This window comes from Pseudomonas sp. SP16.1, assembly GCF_052682975.1.
This window is the reverse complement of sequence record NZ_JBQYFZ010000001.1, coordinates 1,029,887-1,048,156: the sequence shown is the minus strand read 5'-3', so window position 1 is coordinate 1,048,156 and position 18,270 is coordinate 1,029,887. Positions and strand designations below refer to the sequence as shown.

Here is an 18,270-nt window from a genome sequence, read left to right as displayed (position 1 = left end):
TCTACCGACTATGGGGCTCCCTAGATGTACAGCCTGATCCACTACGCCCGCGACAACGAACTGGCCCTGATTGGCCTCAATCGCACACCGGTCAACGCCCTTGGCCATGGCCTGCGCCAGGAACTGGCGCAGGCCTGCCGCCAGGCCGCCGCCGACCCGACAGTCAAGGCCCTGGTGCTGCATGGCCATGACCTGCCTTTCAGCGCCGGCGCCGATATCGGCGAGTTCGGCAGTGACTTCACCTGGGCCGAGCCGGCCCTGCCCGCCCTGCTCGACGAGCTGGAAAGCCTCGACAAGCCGGTAGTCGCCGCCATCGGTGGCTTGGCTCTAGGCGGCGGCCTGGAACTGGCCATGGCCTGCGGTTACCGCGTGGCCGAACCCAAGGCACGCCTGGGCCTGCCGGAAATCCTTCTCGGCCTGATTCCTGGCGCCGGCGGCACCCAGCGCCTGCCCCGTCTGGTCGGTGCCGAGCAAGCCCTGCAGCTGATCCTCTCCGGCGAGCAACTGGGTGCCGGCAAGGCCCATGAGCTGGGTCTGGTCGATCGCTTGAGCGGCGGTAAGGATAATCTGCTCGATAGCGCCTGCGCCTTTGCCCGCGAGCTGCTGGCCGACGCAGCCCCGCCCCAACCGGCATGGCCCCGCGCTGAACCTGCGGCAGGCCTCGGAGACGACTACTTTCGTGCCTATGCCGCTCGACAAACCAGCCGCTGGCAAGGTCGGGTGGCCCCACAACTGGCCCTGAGCGCAGTACAGGGCGCCTGTCAGCTGCCCCTGGAGGCCGGTCTGGCCAAGGAGCAGGAGCTGTTCCAGCAGGCCCTGGCCTCGCCGCAATCGGCGGCCCTGCGCCACCTGTTCTTCGCCGAACGCGAGGCACTGAAGATCCCTGGCGTCACCACCGACACTGCACTACGACCGATCCGTAAGGTAGCGGTGATAGGCGCCGGCACCATGGGCGGCGGTATCGCCATGAACTTCGCCAACACCGGCATCCCGGTGGCACTCCTAGAGCTCAAGCGCGAGGCCCTGGACCGCGGTCTGGCGCAGATCCGCAAGAACTACGAGATCAGCGTCAAGCGCGGCAAGCTCAGCCAGGCGCAACTGGAACAACGCATGGAGCTGTTCTACGGCACCCTGGACTATGCCGACCTGGCCGACGCCGACTTGGTGATCGAGGCGGTGTTCGAGAGCCTGGAGATCAAGCAGCAGGTGTTCCGTACCCTGGACGAGATTTGTAAGCCCGGAGCCATCCTCGCCAGCAACACCTCGACTCTGGATGTCGACAAGATCGCCGCGGTCACCCGCCGCCCCCAGGACGTGATCGGTCTGCACTTCTTCAGCCCGGCCAACGTCATGCGCTTGCTGGAAATCGTCCGCGGCGCCGAGACCGCGCCGGACGTGCTGGCCACTACCCTCAAGCTGGCCCGAAAGATCGGCAAGATCCCGGTGGTCTCGGGGGTGTGCTTCGGTTTTATCGGCAACCGCATGCTCGAACCCTATGCCCGCGAGGCCCACCGCCTGGTGCTGGAGGGCGCCAGCCCGGCGCAGGTCGACCGGGTGCTGACCAACCTGGGGCTGGCCATGGGGGTGTTCGCCATGTACGACCTGGCCGGTGTCGACGTCGGCTACCTGGTGCGCGAGTCGCGTCGCGAGGCCATCGCCCACGACCCAAGCTACTGCAAGCTGGCCGACGCCCTGTATGAGCGCGGCTGCTACGGGCAGAAGACCGGCAGCGGCTTCTACCGTTACGAGGGCCGCGAGCGCCAGGAGGATGGCGAGGTTATTGCTCTGGCCGAGCAACTGGCCACCGAACTGGGGATTCCGCGGCGAACCATCAGCGATCAGGAGATCCACGACCGCTGCCTGTTCATGCTGATCAACGAAGGCATTCAATTGCTCGATGAAGGTATCGCCCTGCGCAGCAGTGACATCGACCTCGTCTGGGTCAACGGCTACGGTTTCCCGGCCTGGCGCGGCGGCCCGCTGCACTATGCCGAGCAACTCGGCCTGAAGCAGATCCTGGCAGGAATCGAACACTACCGCGCAAACCTCGGCTCCTACGGCGAGATGTGGCTGCAGCCGGCCCCCCTGCTGACGCGTCTAGTCGCCACCGACAAGACGCGCATTGAACGCTGCTGATCGTTCCCGGGCGGCCTCTGCGGTCGCCTGTCACCATCTCATACAGGACATATGAACCATGAAAGAAGCCGTCATCCTTTCCACCGCCCGCACACCTATCGGCAAAGCCTTCCGTGGCGCCTTCAACCACACCAAGTCGCCGAGCATGGCCGCTTACGCCATCCGTGCAGCGGTCGAACGCGCTGGCATCGAGTCTGCCGAGATCGAGGACCTGGTGATGGGGACTGCCATGCCCAGCGGTACCGCTGGCTGGAATCTCGGACGCATGAGCGCATTGGCAGCGGGATTACCCCTCTCGGTCAGCGGGCAGACTCTGGACCGTCAGTGCGCCTCCGGCTTGATGGCGATCGCCACTGCTGCCAAGCAAATCATGGTCGACGGCATGCAAGTGACCATCGGCGCCGGTCAGGAAAACATCAGCGCGGTGCAGACCCGCAACATGGACTGGGCCCTGAACGAGTGCGACGAGAACGTCATGCGCCACGCCACTCATGCCTACATGCCGATGCTGCACACCGCCGAACACGTGGCCAAGCGCTACGGCATCAGCCGCGAAGCCCAGGACGCCTACGCCCTGCAGTCGCAATTGCGCACCGCTGCCGCCCAGGAGGCCGGGCTGTTCGCTGACGAGATAATCCCTGTCACCACGGTTAAGAGCGTGACCGACAAGACCAGCGGCGAGGTTAGCTACCAGCAGGTCAGTCTGAGCCAGGACGAGGGCAACCGGCCACAGACGACTCTGGACGACCTGCAGCAGCTCAAGGCAGTGAGCGAGGGCGGCTGCATCAGTGCCGGCAACGCCAGCCAGCTGTCCGACGGTGCCAGTGCCTGCGTGCTGATGGATGCGCGCCTGGCCGAACGGCGCAATCTCGAGCCTCTGGGCCTGTACCGAGGCATTGCGGTGGCTGGCCTGGCGCCCGAGGAGATGGGCATAGGCCCGGTGTACGCGGTGCCCAAGCTGCTCAAGCAACACGGCCTGACGGTCGACGACATCGGCCTGTGGGAGCTCAACGAGGCCTTCGCCTGCCAGGTGCTGTACTGCCGCGACCAGTTGGGCATCGACAATGCCAGGCTGAACGTCAATGGCGGCGCCATCGCCATTGGCCACCCCTATGGCATGAGCGGCTCGCGGATGGTAGGTCACGCCCTGCTAGAGGGTAAGCGTCGCGGCGTCAAGTACGTCGTGGTGACCATGTGCGTCGGCGGCGGCATGGGTGCCGCCGGCCTGTTCGAAGTCTTTTGACCCTGGGGGGCCAGAACATGACCAATCAAACTATGCCGACACAATCCTTCTCGCTGGCCGACAAGACGGTGCTGGTCACCGGCGCCTCCAGCGGCCTGGGTGCACACTTCGCCAAGGCGGCCAGTCGTGCCGGGGCACGCGTGGTACTCGGCGCACGGCGGGTCGAACGCCTTGCCAAGCTGGCCGAGGACATCCAGTGGGAAGGTGGTCAGGCCCTGGCCGTGGCACTCGACGTCACCAATCGGGCCAGCATCGGGGCGGCTTTCGATATTGCTGAGACACAGTTCGGCTGTGTCGATGTGCTCGTCAACAACGCCGGTATCGGCAGCCCTCAGCGCTTCCTGGAGATGAGCGAGGACAGCTGGCGCGACATGCTGGCGACCAACCTCGACGGCGTCTGGCGCACAGCGCAATGCGCCAGCCAGCGCCTGGTGAAGGCCGGACGCGGCGGCAGCATTATCAATATTTCCTCAATCCTCGGCGTGCGTGTCGGCCAGGCACTCAGCCACTACTGCGCGGCCAAGGCCGGCGTAGTACAGCTGACCCGGGCCCTGGCGCTTGAATTGGCACGACACGAGATTCGGGTCAACGCTATCGCCCCGGGTTATTTCAAGACTGAGATGAACGATACCTACTTCGAAGTCGAGAAGGGCCAAGCCTATATCCGTGACAGCGTACCGATGCGACGTCTGGGTCAACTGGATGAACTCAACGGTCCCTTCTTGCTGCTGGCCAGCGACGCGGGCTCCTTTATGACCGGCGCACTACTGGCGGTGGACGGCGGCCACTTGGTGAATGCTCTGTGAGGAGAGCAGGCGCCTATAGGTAAACAACCAAGAGGCGGGGTACGCCCCGCCTGCCTCTCGCCCCGCTTGTTCTGGCAGAAGTCGAAACGCTTAGATGACCGAGACTCCTGCTTGAACTCCCCGGATAGACGCGCCGCTGCCCACCGGCCGATTCGCATCGGGCAAGGATGCCGGCCGGACTGGGCACTCGCGGCCACTGCCCTTTTCCCAAGATGCTTGGGATGCTCCCACTTCCGCGCTGACGAGCGCTGCTTGGCCTGTACCAGGCCGACCGGCCATCTTCTTGGCTCGAGGACAACGTCCTCCAAACGCTCAGATAACAAGCACTTCAACTACGCCACAGTAGGTTGCCATCCCGAAACCCTCGGGCTAGAGTGCGCCCGTCGTGGTCAATCCCACGGCCGGGAGTCGAAACCCGTTTTGTCTGAGGGCGCGGCAGCGTTCATAGCTGTGTAGCTGGTGCTAGTTTCACCGAGCTACTGCATTTCTATGGCGGGCCGTGCGGGGCAGGCTTTTGCCTGGCCGGTTCCCTCGGACGCCGGTATTTCGACCCCCGTACGGTTCGCCACCATTTCCGAGTCGAAACGGCACTGGTGGTTCCTCTAACTGTCCGAGGAGCATAAGGAATGCGCTACCCCCTTTTTACCCGAGAGCTCCGCCTTGGGCTGCTGGTCCTGCTGTCCACCTCTGATCTGGAGGTGTGCCATGGCTGAGTTCGAATCCTGCGTTGTACCTTTTCCGCTGCAGCGAAGCCCGCTGCATGAATCTGAACGCTCTCCCCTAGCCTCCGAAGCTGCGGCTGAACTTCGCGGCGTAATGCTCGGCAATCTGCTGGATCAACTGGCTGAACCTGAGGGGCTGCAGCCGACAGATCTGCGCGTACGGATCGCTGCATATTCAGCCTTGGATCTACTCGACGAGATGGTGGTGCTCTATCGCCGAGCCCTATCCGAAGTGCGAGGAGGTGCCAGATGAGCAAGGGTGTTATGACGTGCCTGCCACCTCACGACGGCCATCCAGGTGTCGAGATCATCTGGGCTGCCGACTGCAGGGAGGCATTCAACCAAGGCGTGAAGCTGGCCCAGACCTGGCTCGACAACGCCCGCAGCGGCTGGCTCTGGGCGGTCATGATCGCCGAGCGCGACTTACTGCCATGCGCGATAGAACGAAGAGCCTTCGAAGTGGGCTTCCTCAGCCGCGTCCACCAGCGCATATGCTCCCCCAGGTGCTGCGGCCAATCGGCTAAACCTCTTTCCTTGGAGCTGTAAAGCGGAGGTTCGCGAGCCGGCCTTGCCGGCTCGCTCTAACCGTCACATGCCGTCAAATTTTGGGGACGCCCCCATACCGCGGGCGCCCTAGAACAGGCCGAGAACGGCTACAACCGGGCAGCCACATAAGAAATCCAACGCATCGGGGCCTCCAGCTTTTGAGGCGCACGATCTTGTTGGCGGCCTTTAAATGTTACTTGTTCTCATTTATATTCGCGTAATACCCAACACGTACCGCGCACGCAAAATTGCCTCACGCCTTCGCCAAACTCTCTCTGATTACGACCCTAGCTCGCCACTATGACGAGCTGGTTGATTCTGTACGTCGTCGTTTCGGCGACCGCCAGGCGGCGCGCGAGGTGGTACACGATGTTTGCGTGCAATTGCTGGAGTCGCCCGAAAGAGAAGCTGTACGTGTGCCCTTGGCGCTGCTTCACAAAATCACCCATGATCGCGCCATCAGCCACTACCGCAGCGAGCGCCGCAGGCAAGCCTGGGTGGACGACCAGGCCGAACTGACCGAGGTTCTCTGTAATGCCCCGTGCCTGGAACGCCAGCATGCCGCCGCTGACGAACTGGAGCGCCTATGCGCCGCTATCGCCGAGCTGCCACCACGCTGCCAGCAAGTCTTCGTCATGCACAAGATTTATGAGCTGCCGCAGCAGCAGGTCGCCGAGAGACTAGGGATTTCGCTAAAGACCGTGGAAAAACACCTTAAGGTCGGCATGGCCAAGTGCCTGGCCCGCCTGGGTTATCAGAAGGCCTGCGCATGAATCGCCGCGCTGACGAGCACAACTCTACAGACGACGCGCTCGCACGCCATCGCGAGGAGCTGAAGCGGCGCTTCCCCCTGCCGTCGCCTGTCAAGAAACCCCGGAAACGTCCCGCCATGCTTGAGTTGCTGATCGGCGCGATAGCCCTGGGGCTGGTCTGGCTCGACCCAGCCTATCGCAGCGAGCGCTATAGCAGTGCACCGGGCCAGGTGCAGAACATCGCCCTGGTTGACGGCAGCACCCTCACCCTCGATGGTGCCAGCCAGGTCAACGTCAGCTGGCACCTGCGCAGCCGCCGCGTCGAGTTGCTGGCGGGTCAGGCACTGTTCGATGTCACCCCTGCCACCTACCGTCCTTTCCGCACGCTGGCCGGCTCGACCGAGATCACCGTGGTCGGTACCCGCTACAACGTCAGCCGCCTGGCAGACGATGTGCGCGTGACCGTCGAGGAAGGCAAGGTCGGTGTACGCGGCCAGACGAATGAGCTGCTGCTCACGCCCGGCCAGCAGGTTCTGGTGCACAACGGCCAGCTAGGTGATCCAGCTCAGGTGGATGCCAGGGCTTTGAGTGGCTGGATCAAAGGCCGCGTGGTATTTGATCGCACTCCGCTGGCCGAGGTGCTGGATACACTCAAGCGCCAACAGAACACTGTCGTGCACCTCAACGACCCGGATCTGGCACAGCTGCCAGTATCCGGCACCTTTGGCAGCACCAATCTGGAAGCTCTGTTGGCCTTGTTGCCGAAGATATTGCCACTGGAGCTGAACACCGCGGCGGACGGCTCGTTGAGCCTGAGTCGACGGGCTACGGAAAAATAATTTCATCGTGAGGTAGGGTTTACTCGCTGCTGTGGCGGCTATCTCCAGGAACACCTCATATTTTCCCGGAGCCTATAAGTGAAAAACCCGACCCGGCGCCTTACCCTGTTGGCCAGCAGCCTGCTGCTCGGCCTGTCATCGATGGCCCAGGCCGCTGGCGAAATCGACTTCGATCTGCCTGCTGCGCCTCTCGAGCAATCCCTGAGCGCACTGGCGGTGCAGTCCGACAGCCAGATCCTGTTTTCCAGCGACGCCACTCTCGGCAAGCAGTCGCCAGCCCTGCGCGGCCGCCTGACCACCAGCGAAGCTCTGCAACACCTGCTCAACGACAGCGGCCTCGACGTGCAACAACAGGACGAACACACCTTTATCGTGGTGCCGCGCGCAGCGGCCGCAGGCGAGTTGGAAACCTCTGCGGCCGCCGTCGAACTGGCGCCCATGGAAGTGACTTCGTCTCGTACTTCCAGCGATCTGGTGCCGCAGGTACGTCAGGTCGATGTCATCGAGCGCGAACAGTTGGAAAAGCTGCGCATGGCCTCCGGCAGCCTGGCTACCGTGCTGGCCAAGAGCATCTCCGGCATTGCGGACTCCAGCCGCACCATCACCGACTACGGCCAGACCCTGCGCGGCCGCACCATGCTGGTCCTGGTCGACGGAGTGCCGTTGAACACCAACCGCGACTCCTCGCGTAACCTGGCCAACATCGATCCGGCGCTGATCGAGCGCGTCGAGGTGATCCACGGCAGCAGCGCTATCTATGGCGCCGGCGCCACGGGTGGCATCGTCAACATCACGACACGCCCTGCGGGCGGTGAAATGCGCGCCGAAACCACGCTGACCGGCACCTCTTCGCTGACCCAGCTCGACAACGATGGCCTCGGCGGACAGCTGCAACATCACCTGTCCGGCTCCCAGGACCGGTTCGACTATGCTCTCGACTTCGGCGCGCGGCATATCGGCAGCTCGTTCGACGCCGACGGCCAGCGCATTGCGCCAGAGCCCAGCCAGGGCGACATGTTCGACTCCAACGCCTTCAATATCGGCGGCAAGCTCGGCCTGCGTATCGATGAGAACCAGCGCATCCAGCTCGCCCTCAGCCACTACGATGCCCAGCAGGACAGCGACTACACCTCCGACCCGTCTGTGGCCAAACTGCCCGCAGGTACGGTACCGGCGCAGGCGCTCAAAGGCCTCAGCCTGGACGAGCAGAACCAGATCAAGAACACCATGGCCAACCTCGAATACAGCCATGAAGACCTGCTCGGCAGCCGCATGTCGGCGCAGCTCTACTACCGCGACTACTTCACCCGCTTCACCCCCTTCGATGCCCGTGGTGTGGCCACCCGTGGTCGCTTCGTTGACCAAGTAATGCAGAACAGCGAAGTCTTCGGCAGCCGCCTGACACTGCGTACACCGCTGGGCGAGAGCACGGAACTGGTCTGGGGTGGCGATCTGAACCACGAGCGCAGCGACATGCCGCTCGACATCTTCGATCCGGCCATCTACGACGCCAGTGGCGGCACCGACTTCCAGAAGATCGGCAAGATGACCTACATGCCGGAGCTGACCACCCTCAGCAGCGGCGCCTTTGCCCAACTCCAGCACCGCATCAACGATCAGTGGTCCATCGACGGCGGCCTGCGTTACGAGTACGCCACCGCCAAGTTCGGCGACTTCGTCCCGCTCTCCGAGGTCCACAACGCCAGCCCGACGACCGTGCAAGGTGGCACGACCCGTTACGACGACCTGCTGTATAACCTCGGCGCGGTGTATGCCCCGGCTCCCAGCCAGGAGATCTATGCGGCCTTCAGCCAGGGCTTCCAGCTGCCGGACATCGGCGTTCAGGTGCGCAACGCGCGTAATGGCTTCGACATCGACTCCTCCGATCTGGAGCCGGTGAAGACCGACAACTACGAGCTAGGCTGGCGCGGCACTCTCAGCGAACAAACCCGGGCCTCGCTGGCGCTGTTCTACACCACCTCAAAACTGGGCGATGTGCAAAGCTTCAACAACGGCCTGATCCTCACCCGCACCAAGGAGCGCATCTACGGCGTCGAAGGCAGCGCCAACTGGCTGAGCCTGGATGACGTCTGGGGCGTGGGCGGCACCTTCACCTGGATGAGAGGCCGCGAGAAACCGGACAACGGCGACTGGCGGGACATGACCGGCTTCCGCGTGCCTCCGCTGAAACTGACTGCTTACCTTCAGTACCAACCGAGCGAGGCCTGGAGCAACCGCCTGCAGACCACCTACGTCGGCAGCGAGGATTACCGCCTGGATGGCGCGGCCAGTTTCGGCCGCCGCGAAGTAGACAGCTACACCACGGTGGACCTGATCAGCGACTACCGCCTGAGCGAAAAAGACAAGGTCAGCCTGGGTATCGAGAACCTGCTCAACCGCGACTACTACCCGCTGTACAGCCAACTGATGCGCAGCAGCAGCAACACCAGCCATCTGCCAGCTCCCGGCACCACGCTGACATTGGGTTATAGCCACCAGTGGTAGGTCTCAGGCGCATAAGGACGTGCGCCAACGCCACATCAATAAACTGGTGAACCAACTTAGTTCATCAACTCGAAATGACCACCTCTGGTCGGTTGTGCTCTATCGCGGTATGCCGGAGTCGACCCGTAGCGCCGGTGGCATTAGGCAGAAACCGGCCAAAAGCAGCCGCCAAGTTGGATCTATCAAATACGGAACGATTCTGTAGTCGTACTTGCCAGTAATGGCAATCGCTTCACCTGTGGCCTCCAGAGCCTCCTCCTGACTCGCTTGCTGGAAAAGCATAACGACCTATCTTCTTGACTCGATCGAAAGCGGGGCGACCTAATACCGACTATAGCCCCCTACCAGACTTCGCCGACCATGGATGTCTTTCACCTCATCATCGACACCAGCATGCTGCGCAGGCTTCCCTTCCAGCATCCAGACTGAATCGCCCCTAGTTTCGTAGACACCTCCAAGCCTCATAATATGGCCTATTAGGAGGTGCCATGAGCAACCCGCGTTATCCCGAAGAATTCAAAATCGAAGCAGTCAAACAGGTGACCGAACGAGGTCTGCCAGTGGCTGAGGTAGCTGCTCGTTTGGGTATGTCGACCCACAGCCTGTATGCCTGGGTTAAACGCTACAGCAAGCCCCAAGAGCAGCGCGCGCAAGAGGACGATCAGCAAGCTGAGCTGCGTCGTCTTCGTGCCGAACTCAAGCGCGTGACCGAAGAGCGAGACATCCTAAAAAAGGCCGCCGCGTACTTTGCCAAGGAGTGCGGCTGAAGTACGCCTTCATCAACCAGCTATCCGCTGACTATTCGGTTCGCCGCCTGTGCCTGACGCTGAAAGTACATGCCAGTGGTTACTATGCGTGGCTGGCTGAACCGAAGTCGGCACGAGCCAAGGATGATCAACGCCTGCTTGGACTGATCAAGCACGCGTGGCTAGAGAGCGGCGGTGTGTACGGCTACCGCAAAATCCACGACGACCTGCGTGAGCTTGGAGAGGCATGCGGCAAGCATCGTGTTGCTCGACTGATGCGCTTGGAAGGGCTGCGCTCACAGACAGGGTATCGTCGCCGACCGGGCCGCTATGGTGGTAAGCCTCCAGCGGCTTCACCGAATCATCTGGAGCGCCGATTCAATGTCACCGAACCCAACAAGGTCTGGGTTACGGACATCACCTACATCCGCACCTATGAGGGCTGGTTGTATTTGGCGGTGGTGCTCGATCTGTTCTCGCGGCAGGTAATCGGTTGGTCAATGAAACCGCAGATGACCAGCGACCTGGCTATTGATGCGTTGCTGATGGCAGTTTGGCGGCGTAAGCCAAAGCAGGAAGTGATGATTCACTCAGATCAGGGGAGCCAGTTCAGCAGCGGCGACTGGCAGAGCTTCCTGAAAGCCAACAACTTGCTTGGCAGCATGAGTCGGCGCGGCAATTGCCATGACAACGCAGTAGCGGAAAGCTTTTTCCAGCTGCTGAAGCGGGAACGGATCAGGCGAAAAATCTATAGCACCAGGCAGGACGCACGCGCTGATGTGTTCGACTACATCGAGATGTTTTACAACCCAAAACGCCGACACGGTTTCAACAACCAGCTGTCACCGGTAGAGTTTGAGAAGCGACATTTACTGAGCCTGGAAAGTGTCTAAGAAATCCGGGGCGATTCAGCCCTCCACAACCTGATTGAACAGGAGCGGCAGCGCGCAGATCAGCGCATCGCGCTTCGAAAGTACCAATACGGTAGTGACCAGGAAGAGGACTGAGTGGTTCAGGACTGAAGACAGATTAATTCCGGAACCAAGGCGACAGGCTCCAGTTTGCCGATTTTTGCCTGATTCAACCGGTCGCTTTGGGTCGGCAGCTGCCAAAAGCAGTCGTGGGCAGGTCAGTAACGCCATTACAACTCAAAATCCTCAGTGCCTGAATCTTTGGAGGGTGCTGCTCTTTGCGCTTTTTCAACCGCAGCCTGCATTGAAAGAATGGCACGATTGGAGCCTGCAAGATCGAACCGAATGACTCGAAACTTGTCGCTCTGGAGCGGTACGGCAAACCCAACTATTATGCCTTTTGTAACGATTTCCTGTATGGCGTCAAAGTCAGTGAATACATAATTATATAAGTTGTTATTTCGCCTCTCGCTACAATACACGTAGATATGCCTCGCCCCTACATCTGAGTTTGCAAGAATTGGATAGTGATCGCCTTCCTTGCAAGCAGAGGCCATTCCGAGCAGCCAAATACATTTTCCATCAGATGGGGAGCAATACTGACCGAGCAGATTGCCGCTATCGTTAACAGTAGCTGCATAGAGGTAGGTACCAGCCTCAGTCTCACCCGTAGCCCACTCGCCAAACCATTCCGTGGTACTGGCATTCGTGGCGAAGATGGATAGGGCAATGATGAATCCTACTGATCTCACAGATCATTCTCCTTCGCCGACCAACGAAAACCAGGCGCAAAAGGGGCGGCTACGGCTTTATGCAGAATCGCGTCGCTCACATCTGACACTTTAGCTCCTCATGTGCCGATCCGCTCCAGATCGCCCACTCCCTCGTATGCCGGTCAGGGCGAAGCCCCAGCTAAAGCGGTTGCAGCGAGGTAACCTGGATAGTCCACGGTGGAAAAACCGCTTCGCGGGTGTCCGACCCTACACGGAACATTCGGCAGCGTCGGGAAGACAACGCGTTCTTGTCCACCAGTCTTCTCAGAATGACCGCTCCGGGTCGAATAGCGACCATGTACCAAGACTGATCCACCCTGGTCCTCCTGCAACGAGGAGGACATGTCATGCACGCCATAGCCACCAATAACCATCAGCCCTGGAACAAGGGAAAGCTTGTCGGGCAGAAAGCTCCGCTCCGACTCAGGGATATCTGGGCCATCCGGATCAGACTACAGCTCGCGGATAGGGTACGAGATTTGGCCCTCTTCGACCTGGCAGTCGACAGCAAGCTGCCGCCTGCGACTTAACCAAGCTGCGGGTGCGGGATGTAGCTCATGGGGAGCATGTATCGCCACGAGCCATCGTGATGCAACAGAAAACCCAGCGCCCCGTGCAATTTGAAATCACCGAGCAAAGCCGCGCTGCTCTGGAGGCCTGGATGCACCAGGCCCACCTAAGAAGTGAGGACTTCTTGTTTCCCAGCCGGCTGCACTGCTCAGAACATCTCTCCACACGGCAATACGCACGCATTGTCAAAGCCTGGGTGACCTCCATTGGCTTGGACCCAGCGCTGTACGGCACTCACACGCTGCGGCGCACCAAGACATCGCTGATCTACCGCCGGACGAAGAACCTGAGAGCAGTCCAGCTTCTGCTTGGCCATACGAAGCTGGAAAGCACAGGCCGATATCTTGGGATTGAGGTCGACGACGCCCTAGAGATGGCAGAGCAGACGGAGGTGTAACCACCCGACAGCGACGGTTGCGCCTGAAACCGTCGCTATCCGGACGAGGCTGTGTAAAAACGTCTTGAGCGCTGAGCACTGATCATTTGATGATCAATTTCTGCGTTTCCTAACGAACTCTGAACATCCCAACCCGGTCAAATTTCAAAGATTTCGCGTAGCAACGCCAACCGCGAACTTCAGCGAGGGTTTTTACACAGCCTGGGCCAGGAGCGGACGCCCTTCACAGGCGGATTAGTAGGACGATCCGGCCTGTAGCGTGCGGAATATCCTGATCAGGGCGTGAGGCTGGAGCTGCTGAGTCAGAGCTTCACGGCGCGCCTAGATCAGCTGTTGCAAGGATTAAATTGTCTCTCTCAACGTCCTGATTCTGGCAGTGAGCTCAGCTTCTAACTGCTGTACTCCTTGATCGTTGCCTAAATAGCGGATGTGTCGAAGGTGGGCGATATCGAAAGGGATATCCGCTGGGTTCTGAGTGATTATTACCACCTCTTTGCCTAAGGCATGGGCGATGCCCATCTCGTAGAAAACATTCGCGTTCTTCCCCGTGCAATCGCATACAACAATTGCAGCCTGATCGATGAGGGCAACAACATCTTGGATAATCGCTGGATGATCCCAGCGATTGTCTGCTCTGCCGCTATGCATTCCGTTCGCTATCGACGCGCGCTGAATAGCCCCCCATACTGTGTCGAATCCAGCAAAGGGCATCATCGCAGACAAAAGGTCGGGATTCACGTGCTGTGGTATTTCTAGTTGGAAAACGGTTGGTTGGCGAACTGGCTTACTCCACTCTGCCATTAACACTCGGAATAGGTCGGCGTCCTTTATTGCCCAGTGGCTATGCTCGAATGGGCCGAAGCCTCTTTGTGGAATGTGAATTCCAAGCGCGGGGGCAAGTGCAATCAGATCATTTAGAGGAATGGGTGGGATATCGGGGTCATATCGGTACTCGACAACGACACTTCCCCCTTGCACCCGAGTATTCGTAATCTCGCCCACCCGGGCGAACTGGCCATCGCCATCGCCGCGTTTCTCTGGAGCAAAGATTGCTGGGAGTGTTCGCATCCGATCAAAATTTGGCAGGTCACCAGTTTTCCAGTCTGGCTCCTGCCCGACGTAAATGCGTCCAAGAGGGACATCATCTCGGCGGCCGTTCCAGCCTCCCGCCATAACCAATAGATTGAACATGAAATCCACTCCTATGTGAAAAGGTTCGTGCCATTAAGGTGGCATATACCACTCCAGTATAACGGGGTGTAAGTGCCTATTCGGCCACCATCGGATACCGATGGTGAGTGAAGATTCAACACGTTCGCTGGTCGTGTGGGGTCTGGCATGGCCGCTGTCTACCAAAAGCGGACATGTGTTCAGCGAAATTTCCGCAGAGGACAGACCAGCCATTAGTCCCGGCAAAAGCTGCTAGTTACACAGGGCTGGCTCCAAGGTGCTCTGCATTAGCATCACTGATAAAAAATGGTGAGTCGGCAGATCGTAGCCAGGCGTCTAAGGTGTCAATCTGCACAAAGTACGTTGGTACCTCATACGGGGGGAACCGTAACCAAAAGTGCATGTCCTTCGACACGTAAAGCTCCGTTATTAAGAGCGGTTTCTCCGCGGGTTCTGGCCACCCAAGCAAGTTTCGCAAAGTGTTTGTATTCTGAGCTAGGAAGTTGCGCCTCCTTTCGACTTTTCCCAACTGGCCGGAATCACTTCCCCGCCCGAAAATCCGATCCCGAAGTCGACGTGTGTCCTTCAGGCAAAAGGCGGGCTGATTGTATTTACACTCAGCGGTCAGCCACTGGTTCTCCTCCGGCAGGTAAGCCAGTACATCGAAATCACCCACGTCCGGAAATTGCTGTTCTGGAAAGCGGCGGTTGAAGTCTATGCCTTTAATGGCATAGGGGATGACGCGGGAGCACACTTGGTATGCGCGGTCCTCCAGTCCATCTTCCAACTCCCTCTTAAGCTGAGCTACGGCGGCATTTACTGCTGGCCAGGGGTAGTCAGCAGGCAGATAACCCGCTGAAATTGATCCAGTCCAGATACGTCTAGCCCTTTCCACTGCTGCTGCCCCCCATAGCAATCGACCGTCCGATAACTCAATGAGCGGTCGAACTGTTTGGCGACTGCCTCGCTTGGAGTGCTCCCAGACGGGGACATCGTTTTCAGTGACATCTCTGCCTAGCAAGCGCCAGGCCTGGTCGGGCTCAAGCAGGAGAAACTCTATTACCTCTAGTGCAGCGTCTATAGGCATTTCTGGGTAAGCGTTCACTATCCGCTCTGCCATAACTTGCCGGGTGGAGACATAGCTGCAGGCGAGCTCTTGTTCGCCGCCGGCCGATACCCACTGGATGAGTGTGGAAAGTACCTGCAACATATGTGAGTAAGAGAACCGTAGGTCTTTCAAGAACGCGGTGTCTAAGAGCTCAATATATGCTTGTACTGAAAGCTCCGTCGTGACCTTGTCTTCCTCCGCCACGTTGATGCCCAACCGCAGGGCAGCCATCTCTCGCCCATACAAGTCCTCCTGCGAATTACGCACTTCTGAGTAAAAGACCTCCGGAACGTACTGGTCGTCAACCCGAAGGCCGCCCACATCAATACCGTGGTGTAGTACATCGCTGGCGCCATATAGAACAAAGAGCCAGTCGACCATAGCCAGAATAGAAAGGACCGCTTCAGCTTGTACCGGCGATTTTTGGCACGAGGTCAAAACCAATGCACTCTCAAGCAGGTATCGGTAGTTTCTACTCTCACGGACAAACTTTTCGTGAGCCTCGGCTAGTGTTTCCTCTCGGTCGAAATCAACCTCATGGCGAAGACTTTGCGTGATTCTCAGTTCGTCGCGGTCATACGAAGCGATCAAAGCGTCGTGTTGCTCAACGCAATAGCGCAGCAGGCTTTCGCGATCTAATGCGCGAATGCGCTGGTGCACCGCGTCTCGGTATGCCGCACGGGCCGGGTTGATCAGCGCCTTGGCGACATCAAGCTCGTATATACCGGGGGCCACGCCTTGCGCTTTAAGCTGGATGGCTAGATCGCGTCGGGCCACTTTGTAATCCTCAGCTCTCGGCACCTGCGATCGTGTGAAGTCCGGTACGTCCACTGTGCGCTGCATGTGGTTGAGGGTAAAGCGTGGTCGGCGAGCGCCTGTGTCCGCCAGGGCTTGGTGCAATTCGGGCGGCATTGCGCCCCCCAGTACTGAGAACAGATGCTCGACGATCGCCAATGCACAGTTAGCTTCAAAACGCGCGTCTTCAGCATCTTCCAGATCCCGCGCCAGTTTCGCCAAATTGACGGTGACTCGGGCTTGGTAACTGTAAGCGTCCGGGTTCGGCATATCTGCCCAACCCGGGATGAGAGGCATGCTCGCTGCCCGCCGAGTCTGTTCTTCCCCAGCAGAGGCCAGTAGGTGGTCCGCACTGAAGCAATGCAGATTTATCCGACGTAAGGGGAGCTGTAGGAACGGTGCGATAATCGATGCTCGCTCGGCGATGCTATCCGCAGCACAGTGCACAAAGAGTTCAAGTAACGAACCATCTTGCGGCACCAAACCGACTGCCTCAACATCGAGGATAAAGTGCAGGGTAGTTGTCCCGATCACCGACGACCATGCGAGTTTGGGAGCATTTTTGGCAATGACTCGTGTCAGAGAACTTATGCCCTTGCGTTCATGTGTCTCCCAAACACTGTCTTCGTCCGGAAAGATGAGCGGCGCATGCTTCCAGCAATCTTTGAGTTGCCTGTAGCGCCAAGACGCTCCCCAGTGGGGATCCAAGCTCAGAAAGTTAGGGGTCAACGCTCCTTCAATGATCTGCGCATGGACGTCTCGGAATGACCCGAACAGATCGCCCAAATCGCTGAACGCGCCGCCACCAAATTCTCCTAGGCCATCCACGTACGTCCAGAACCGTGCCAGCTCTTCCACCGATACAATCGAATCAAAAATCGTGCATGCATCTACCAAGGGCATCAGGCGAGCGTCAGGGCTCGGCTGCTTGGCCATAGAAAACTCAGTAGAAACAGAAGTATTCACCAATAGGATATGCACCGCTTGGGGCCCGGGGACCTCGCCGCTGGCATCCCGGAGCTGGAACCCCTCGGAGGTGCCTGCGAGCTGGAGACCCCAGTCCTTGTTTCGCATGATACGGCGCATAACGGTCACAGCCTTGCCGGCCAAGGCTAGTTGGCCGGGTGGTACGGGAACTACCAAGAAGTTGTGTGAACCGTCGAAGAGGGCGGCGGCAATGGGAAACGGCGCACGTTCACTGCTCGAGCGTAGTAGCAGTGGCCCGGTCAGGCAGGAATGACTCTGGATTCGCTTTGCCACGTAGCTGCTCAAGCGCGTAGCAACTCGGGCTGGGGCGTTCTGCGCAGATTTGGCCCAGGAGTCGATTACAACCGTCACTGTGTTTCGTAGCGAAACGGCAAAGACCACTCCATGGGTCCTAGCCGCAAGCCAAGGCACTGCTTTGCCTGTCATCACCGCTTCGCTGAAGCTACTTGCATCATGCCAAGAGGCAGGGTGCCCCAGCTCTGCGACGTAGGGATCTCGAAGCTTCTCAAGCCCAGGCAACTGTTTTAATGCCAGCGAGATGACCTCCCAAAAAGGCGCGGGTGGCACCTCGACATGCCCAGGAGTTGTTTCGTCTTGATCTCCGCCATTGTTAGGAACTAAACGAAGAAGTTCGCCCTGCAGTCGGATTGCAGTCTCCAGATCGGCCGCGGCCTGGGTGCCATCCGCGTGGCAGATGCGAAATGCTTCAATATGATCAACGACGCGTTGTACGGGGCCGCCATGCAGAATGGCAACCGGCTCTTGCCCGAGAAGAATCTTCACCTCGCCCCAGTCCAACTCCGGCACGTAATCCTCTAGCATGAAGAAATCTGGCAAGGCCTCGATTAGTGCGCTGCAGAAATCTGAGAATTCCTCGTAAGTGGTCATACGGGCAGGTGCGAAGCTATCAACCGGTGTGGACACCAACAGGCTGAAGGCAAGTTGGTGCTTCACCTGGCTAGCACGATTCGGTTGCCAGAGATCCAAGATGTTGACGGCTGTGAGCGCGTCACCTGGATGGAAGCGGGTGAGAACCTCACGCACCCGGCTGCAGGATACTTGGAAGGCTTGGTCAAACATCTTCCGTCGTTCATCCATAACACGCTGCATTTCAGTTGACAGGTGTGGCTTTTTAGCCGGTGTGCGAGCTGACCTCTTGCGCTTTTTCTTTTTCAATTCCCTTCTCCTGATACCCGATCTGGCTTGACGAGATCACCGTGCAGTCCGTGTCCCTAGGAGATCGTCCAGATTCAGATGTGTAATT

Annotated in this window: 12 protein-coding genes and 1 pseudogene; 10 read left to right on the top strand and 3 right to left on the bottom strand. The window is 59.3% G+C overall.

Annotated features, from left to right (window positions below):
* Nucleotides 1-24 precede the first annotated feature (24 nt).
* From ACUTAF_RS05205 to ACUTAF_RS05165, 9 genes are all read left to right on the top strand, one after another.
* On the top strand, nucleotides 25-2,136 hold the full coding sequence (locus tag ACUTAF_RS05205; protein ID WP_445578972.1) for a 3-hydroxyacyl-CoA dehydrogenase NAD-binding domain-containing protein: 2,112 nt from the start codon (nucleotides 25-27) through the stop codon (nucleotides 2,134-2,136).
* Between the two features lie 58 nt (nucleotides 2,137-2,194).
* Complete coding sequence (locus ACUTAF_RS05200; protein WP_445578971.1) at nucleotides 2,195-3,379, top strand: acetyl-CoA C-acyltransferase; 1,185 nt, start codon at nucleotides 2,195-2,197, stop codon at nucleotides 3,377-3,379.
* Between the two features lie 32 nt (nucleotides 3,380-3,411).
* Nucleotides 3,412-4,185, top strand: coding sequence for an SDR family NAD(P)-dependent oxidoreductase (locus tag ACUTAF_RS05195; RefSeq protein ID WP_445582405.1), 774 nt, complete (start codon nucleotides 3,412-3,414; stop codon nucleotides 4,183-4,185).
* Between the two features lie 705 nt (nucleotides 4,186-4,890).
* The gene (locus tag ACUTAF_RS05190) at nucleotides 4,891-5,160 is read left to right on the top strand and encodes a hypothetical protein (protein ID WP_445578970.1); all 270 of its coding nucleotides are present in this window, start codon (nucleotides 4,891-4,893) and stop codon (nucleotides 5,158-5,160) included.
* Complete coding sequence (locus tag ACUTAF_RS05185; RefSeq protein ID WP_397488003.1) at nucleotides 5,157-5,453, top strand: LasR-specific antiactivator QslA; 297 nt, start codon at nucleotides 5,157-5,159, stop codon at nucleotides 5,451-5,453. Before ACUTAF_RS05190 ends, ACUTAF_RS05185 begins: the two co-directional genes overlap by 4 nt.
* Nucleotides 5,454-5,701: 248 nt before the next feature.
* Nucleotides 5,702-6,226, top strand: a complete 525-nt coding sequence (locus ACUTAF_RS05180) for an RNA polymerase sigma factor (RefSeq protein ID WP_445578969.1) — start codon at nucleotides 5,702-5,704, stop codon at nucleotides 6,224-6,226.
* The gene (locus ACUTAF_RS05175; protein WP_445578968.1) at nucleotides 6,223-7,044 is read left to right on the top strand and encodes a FecR family protein; all 822 of its coding nucleotides are present in this window, start codon (nucleotides 6,223-6,225) and stop codon (nucleotides 7,042-7,044) included. The genes ACUTAF_RS05180 and ACUTAF_RS05175 overlap by 4 nt, the downstream gene beginning before the upstream one ends.
* Nucleotides 7,045-7,185: 141 nt before the next feature.
* Nucleotides 7,186-9,549 carry a TonB-dependent receptor gene (locus ACUTAF_RS05170; RefSeq protein ID WP_445582404.1) on the top strand — a complete coding sequence of 788 codons (2,364 nt, stop codon included), beginning with the start codon at nucleotides 7,186-7,188 and terminating at the stop codon, nucleotides 9,547-9,549.
* Between the two features lie 488 nt (nucleotides 9,550-10,037).
* Nucleotides 10,038-11,188, top strand: a protein-coding gene (locus ACUTAF_RS05165; protein WP_445578967.1) for an IS3 family transposase whose coding sequence is annotated in 2 segments (ribosomal slippage) — nucleotides 10,038-10,281 and nucleotides 10,281-11,188 — 1,152 coding nt in all. Because the reading frame shifts where the segments join, the coding sequence is not laid out codon by codon here.
* Nucleotides 11,189-11,436: 248 nt separating this feature from the next.
* Here the strand turns inward: ACUTAF_RS05165 and ACUTAF_RS05160 are convergent.
* Nucleotides 11,437-11,958 carry a hypothetical protein gene (locus ACUTAF_RS05160; protein ID WP_445578966.1) on the bottom strand — a complete coding sequence of 174 codons (522 nt, stop codon included), beginning with the start codon at nucleotides 11,956-11,958 and terminating at the stop codon, nucleotides 11,437-11,439.
* A 368-nt stretch (nucleotides 11,959-12,326) separates the two neighbouring features.
* On the opposite strand from ACUTAF_RS05160, the pseudogene ACUTAF_RS05155 reads away from it, so the two are divergent.
* Nucleotides 12,327-12,946, top strand: a pseudogene (locus ACUTAF_RS05155) (tyrosine-type recombinase/integrase).
* Nucleotides 12,947-13,288: 342 nt separating this feature from the next.
* Here ACUTAF_RS05155 and ACUTAF_RS05150 read toward each other — a convergent pair.
* On the bottom strand, nucleotides 13,289-14,137 hold the full coding sequence (locus tag ACUTAF_RS05150; RefSeq protein WP_445578965.1) for a hypothetical protein: 849 nt from the start codon (nucleotides 14,135-14,137) through the stop codon (nucleotides 13,289-13,291).
* A gap of 235 nt (nucleotides 14,138-14,372) precedes the next feature.
* A complete protein-coding gene (locus tag ACUTAF_RS05145; protein WP_445578964.1) occupies nucleotides 14,373-18,182 on the bottom strand; it encodes a hypothetical protein in 3,810 nt (1,269 codons plus the stop codon).
* Nucleotides 18,183-18,270 lie beyond the last annotated feature (88 nt).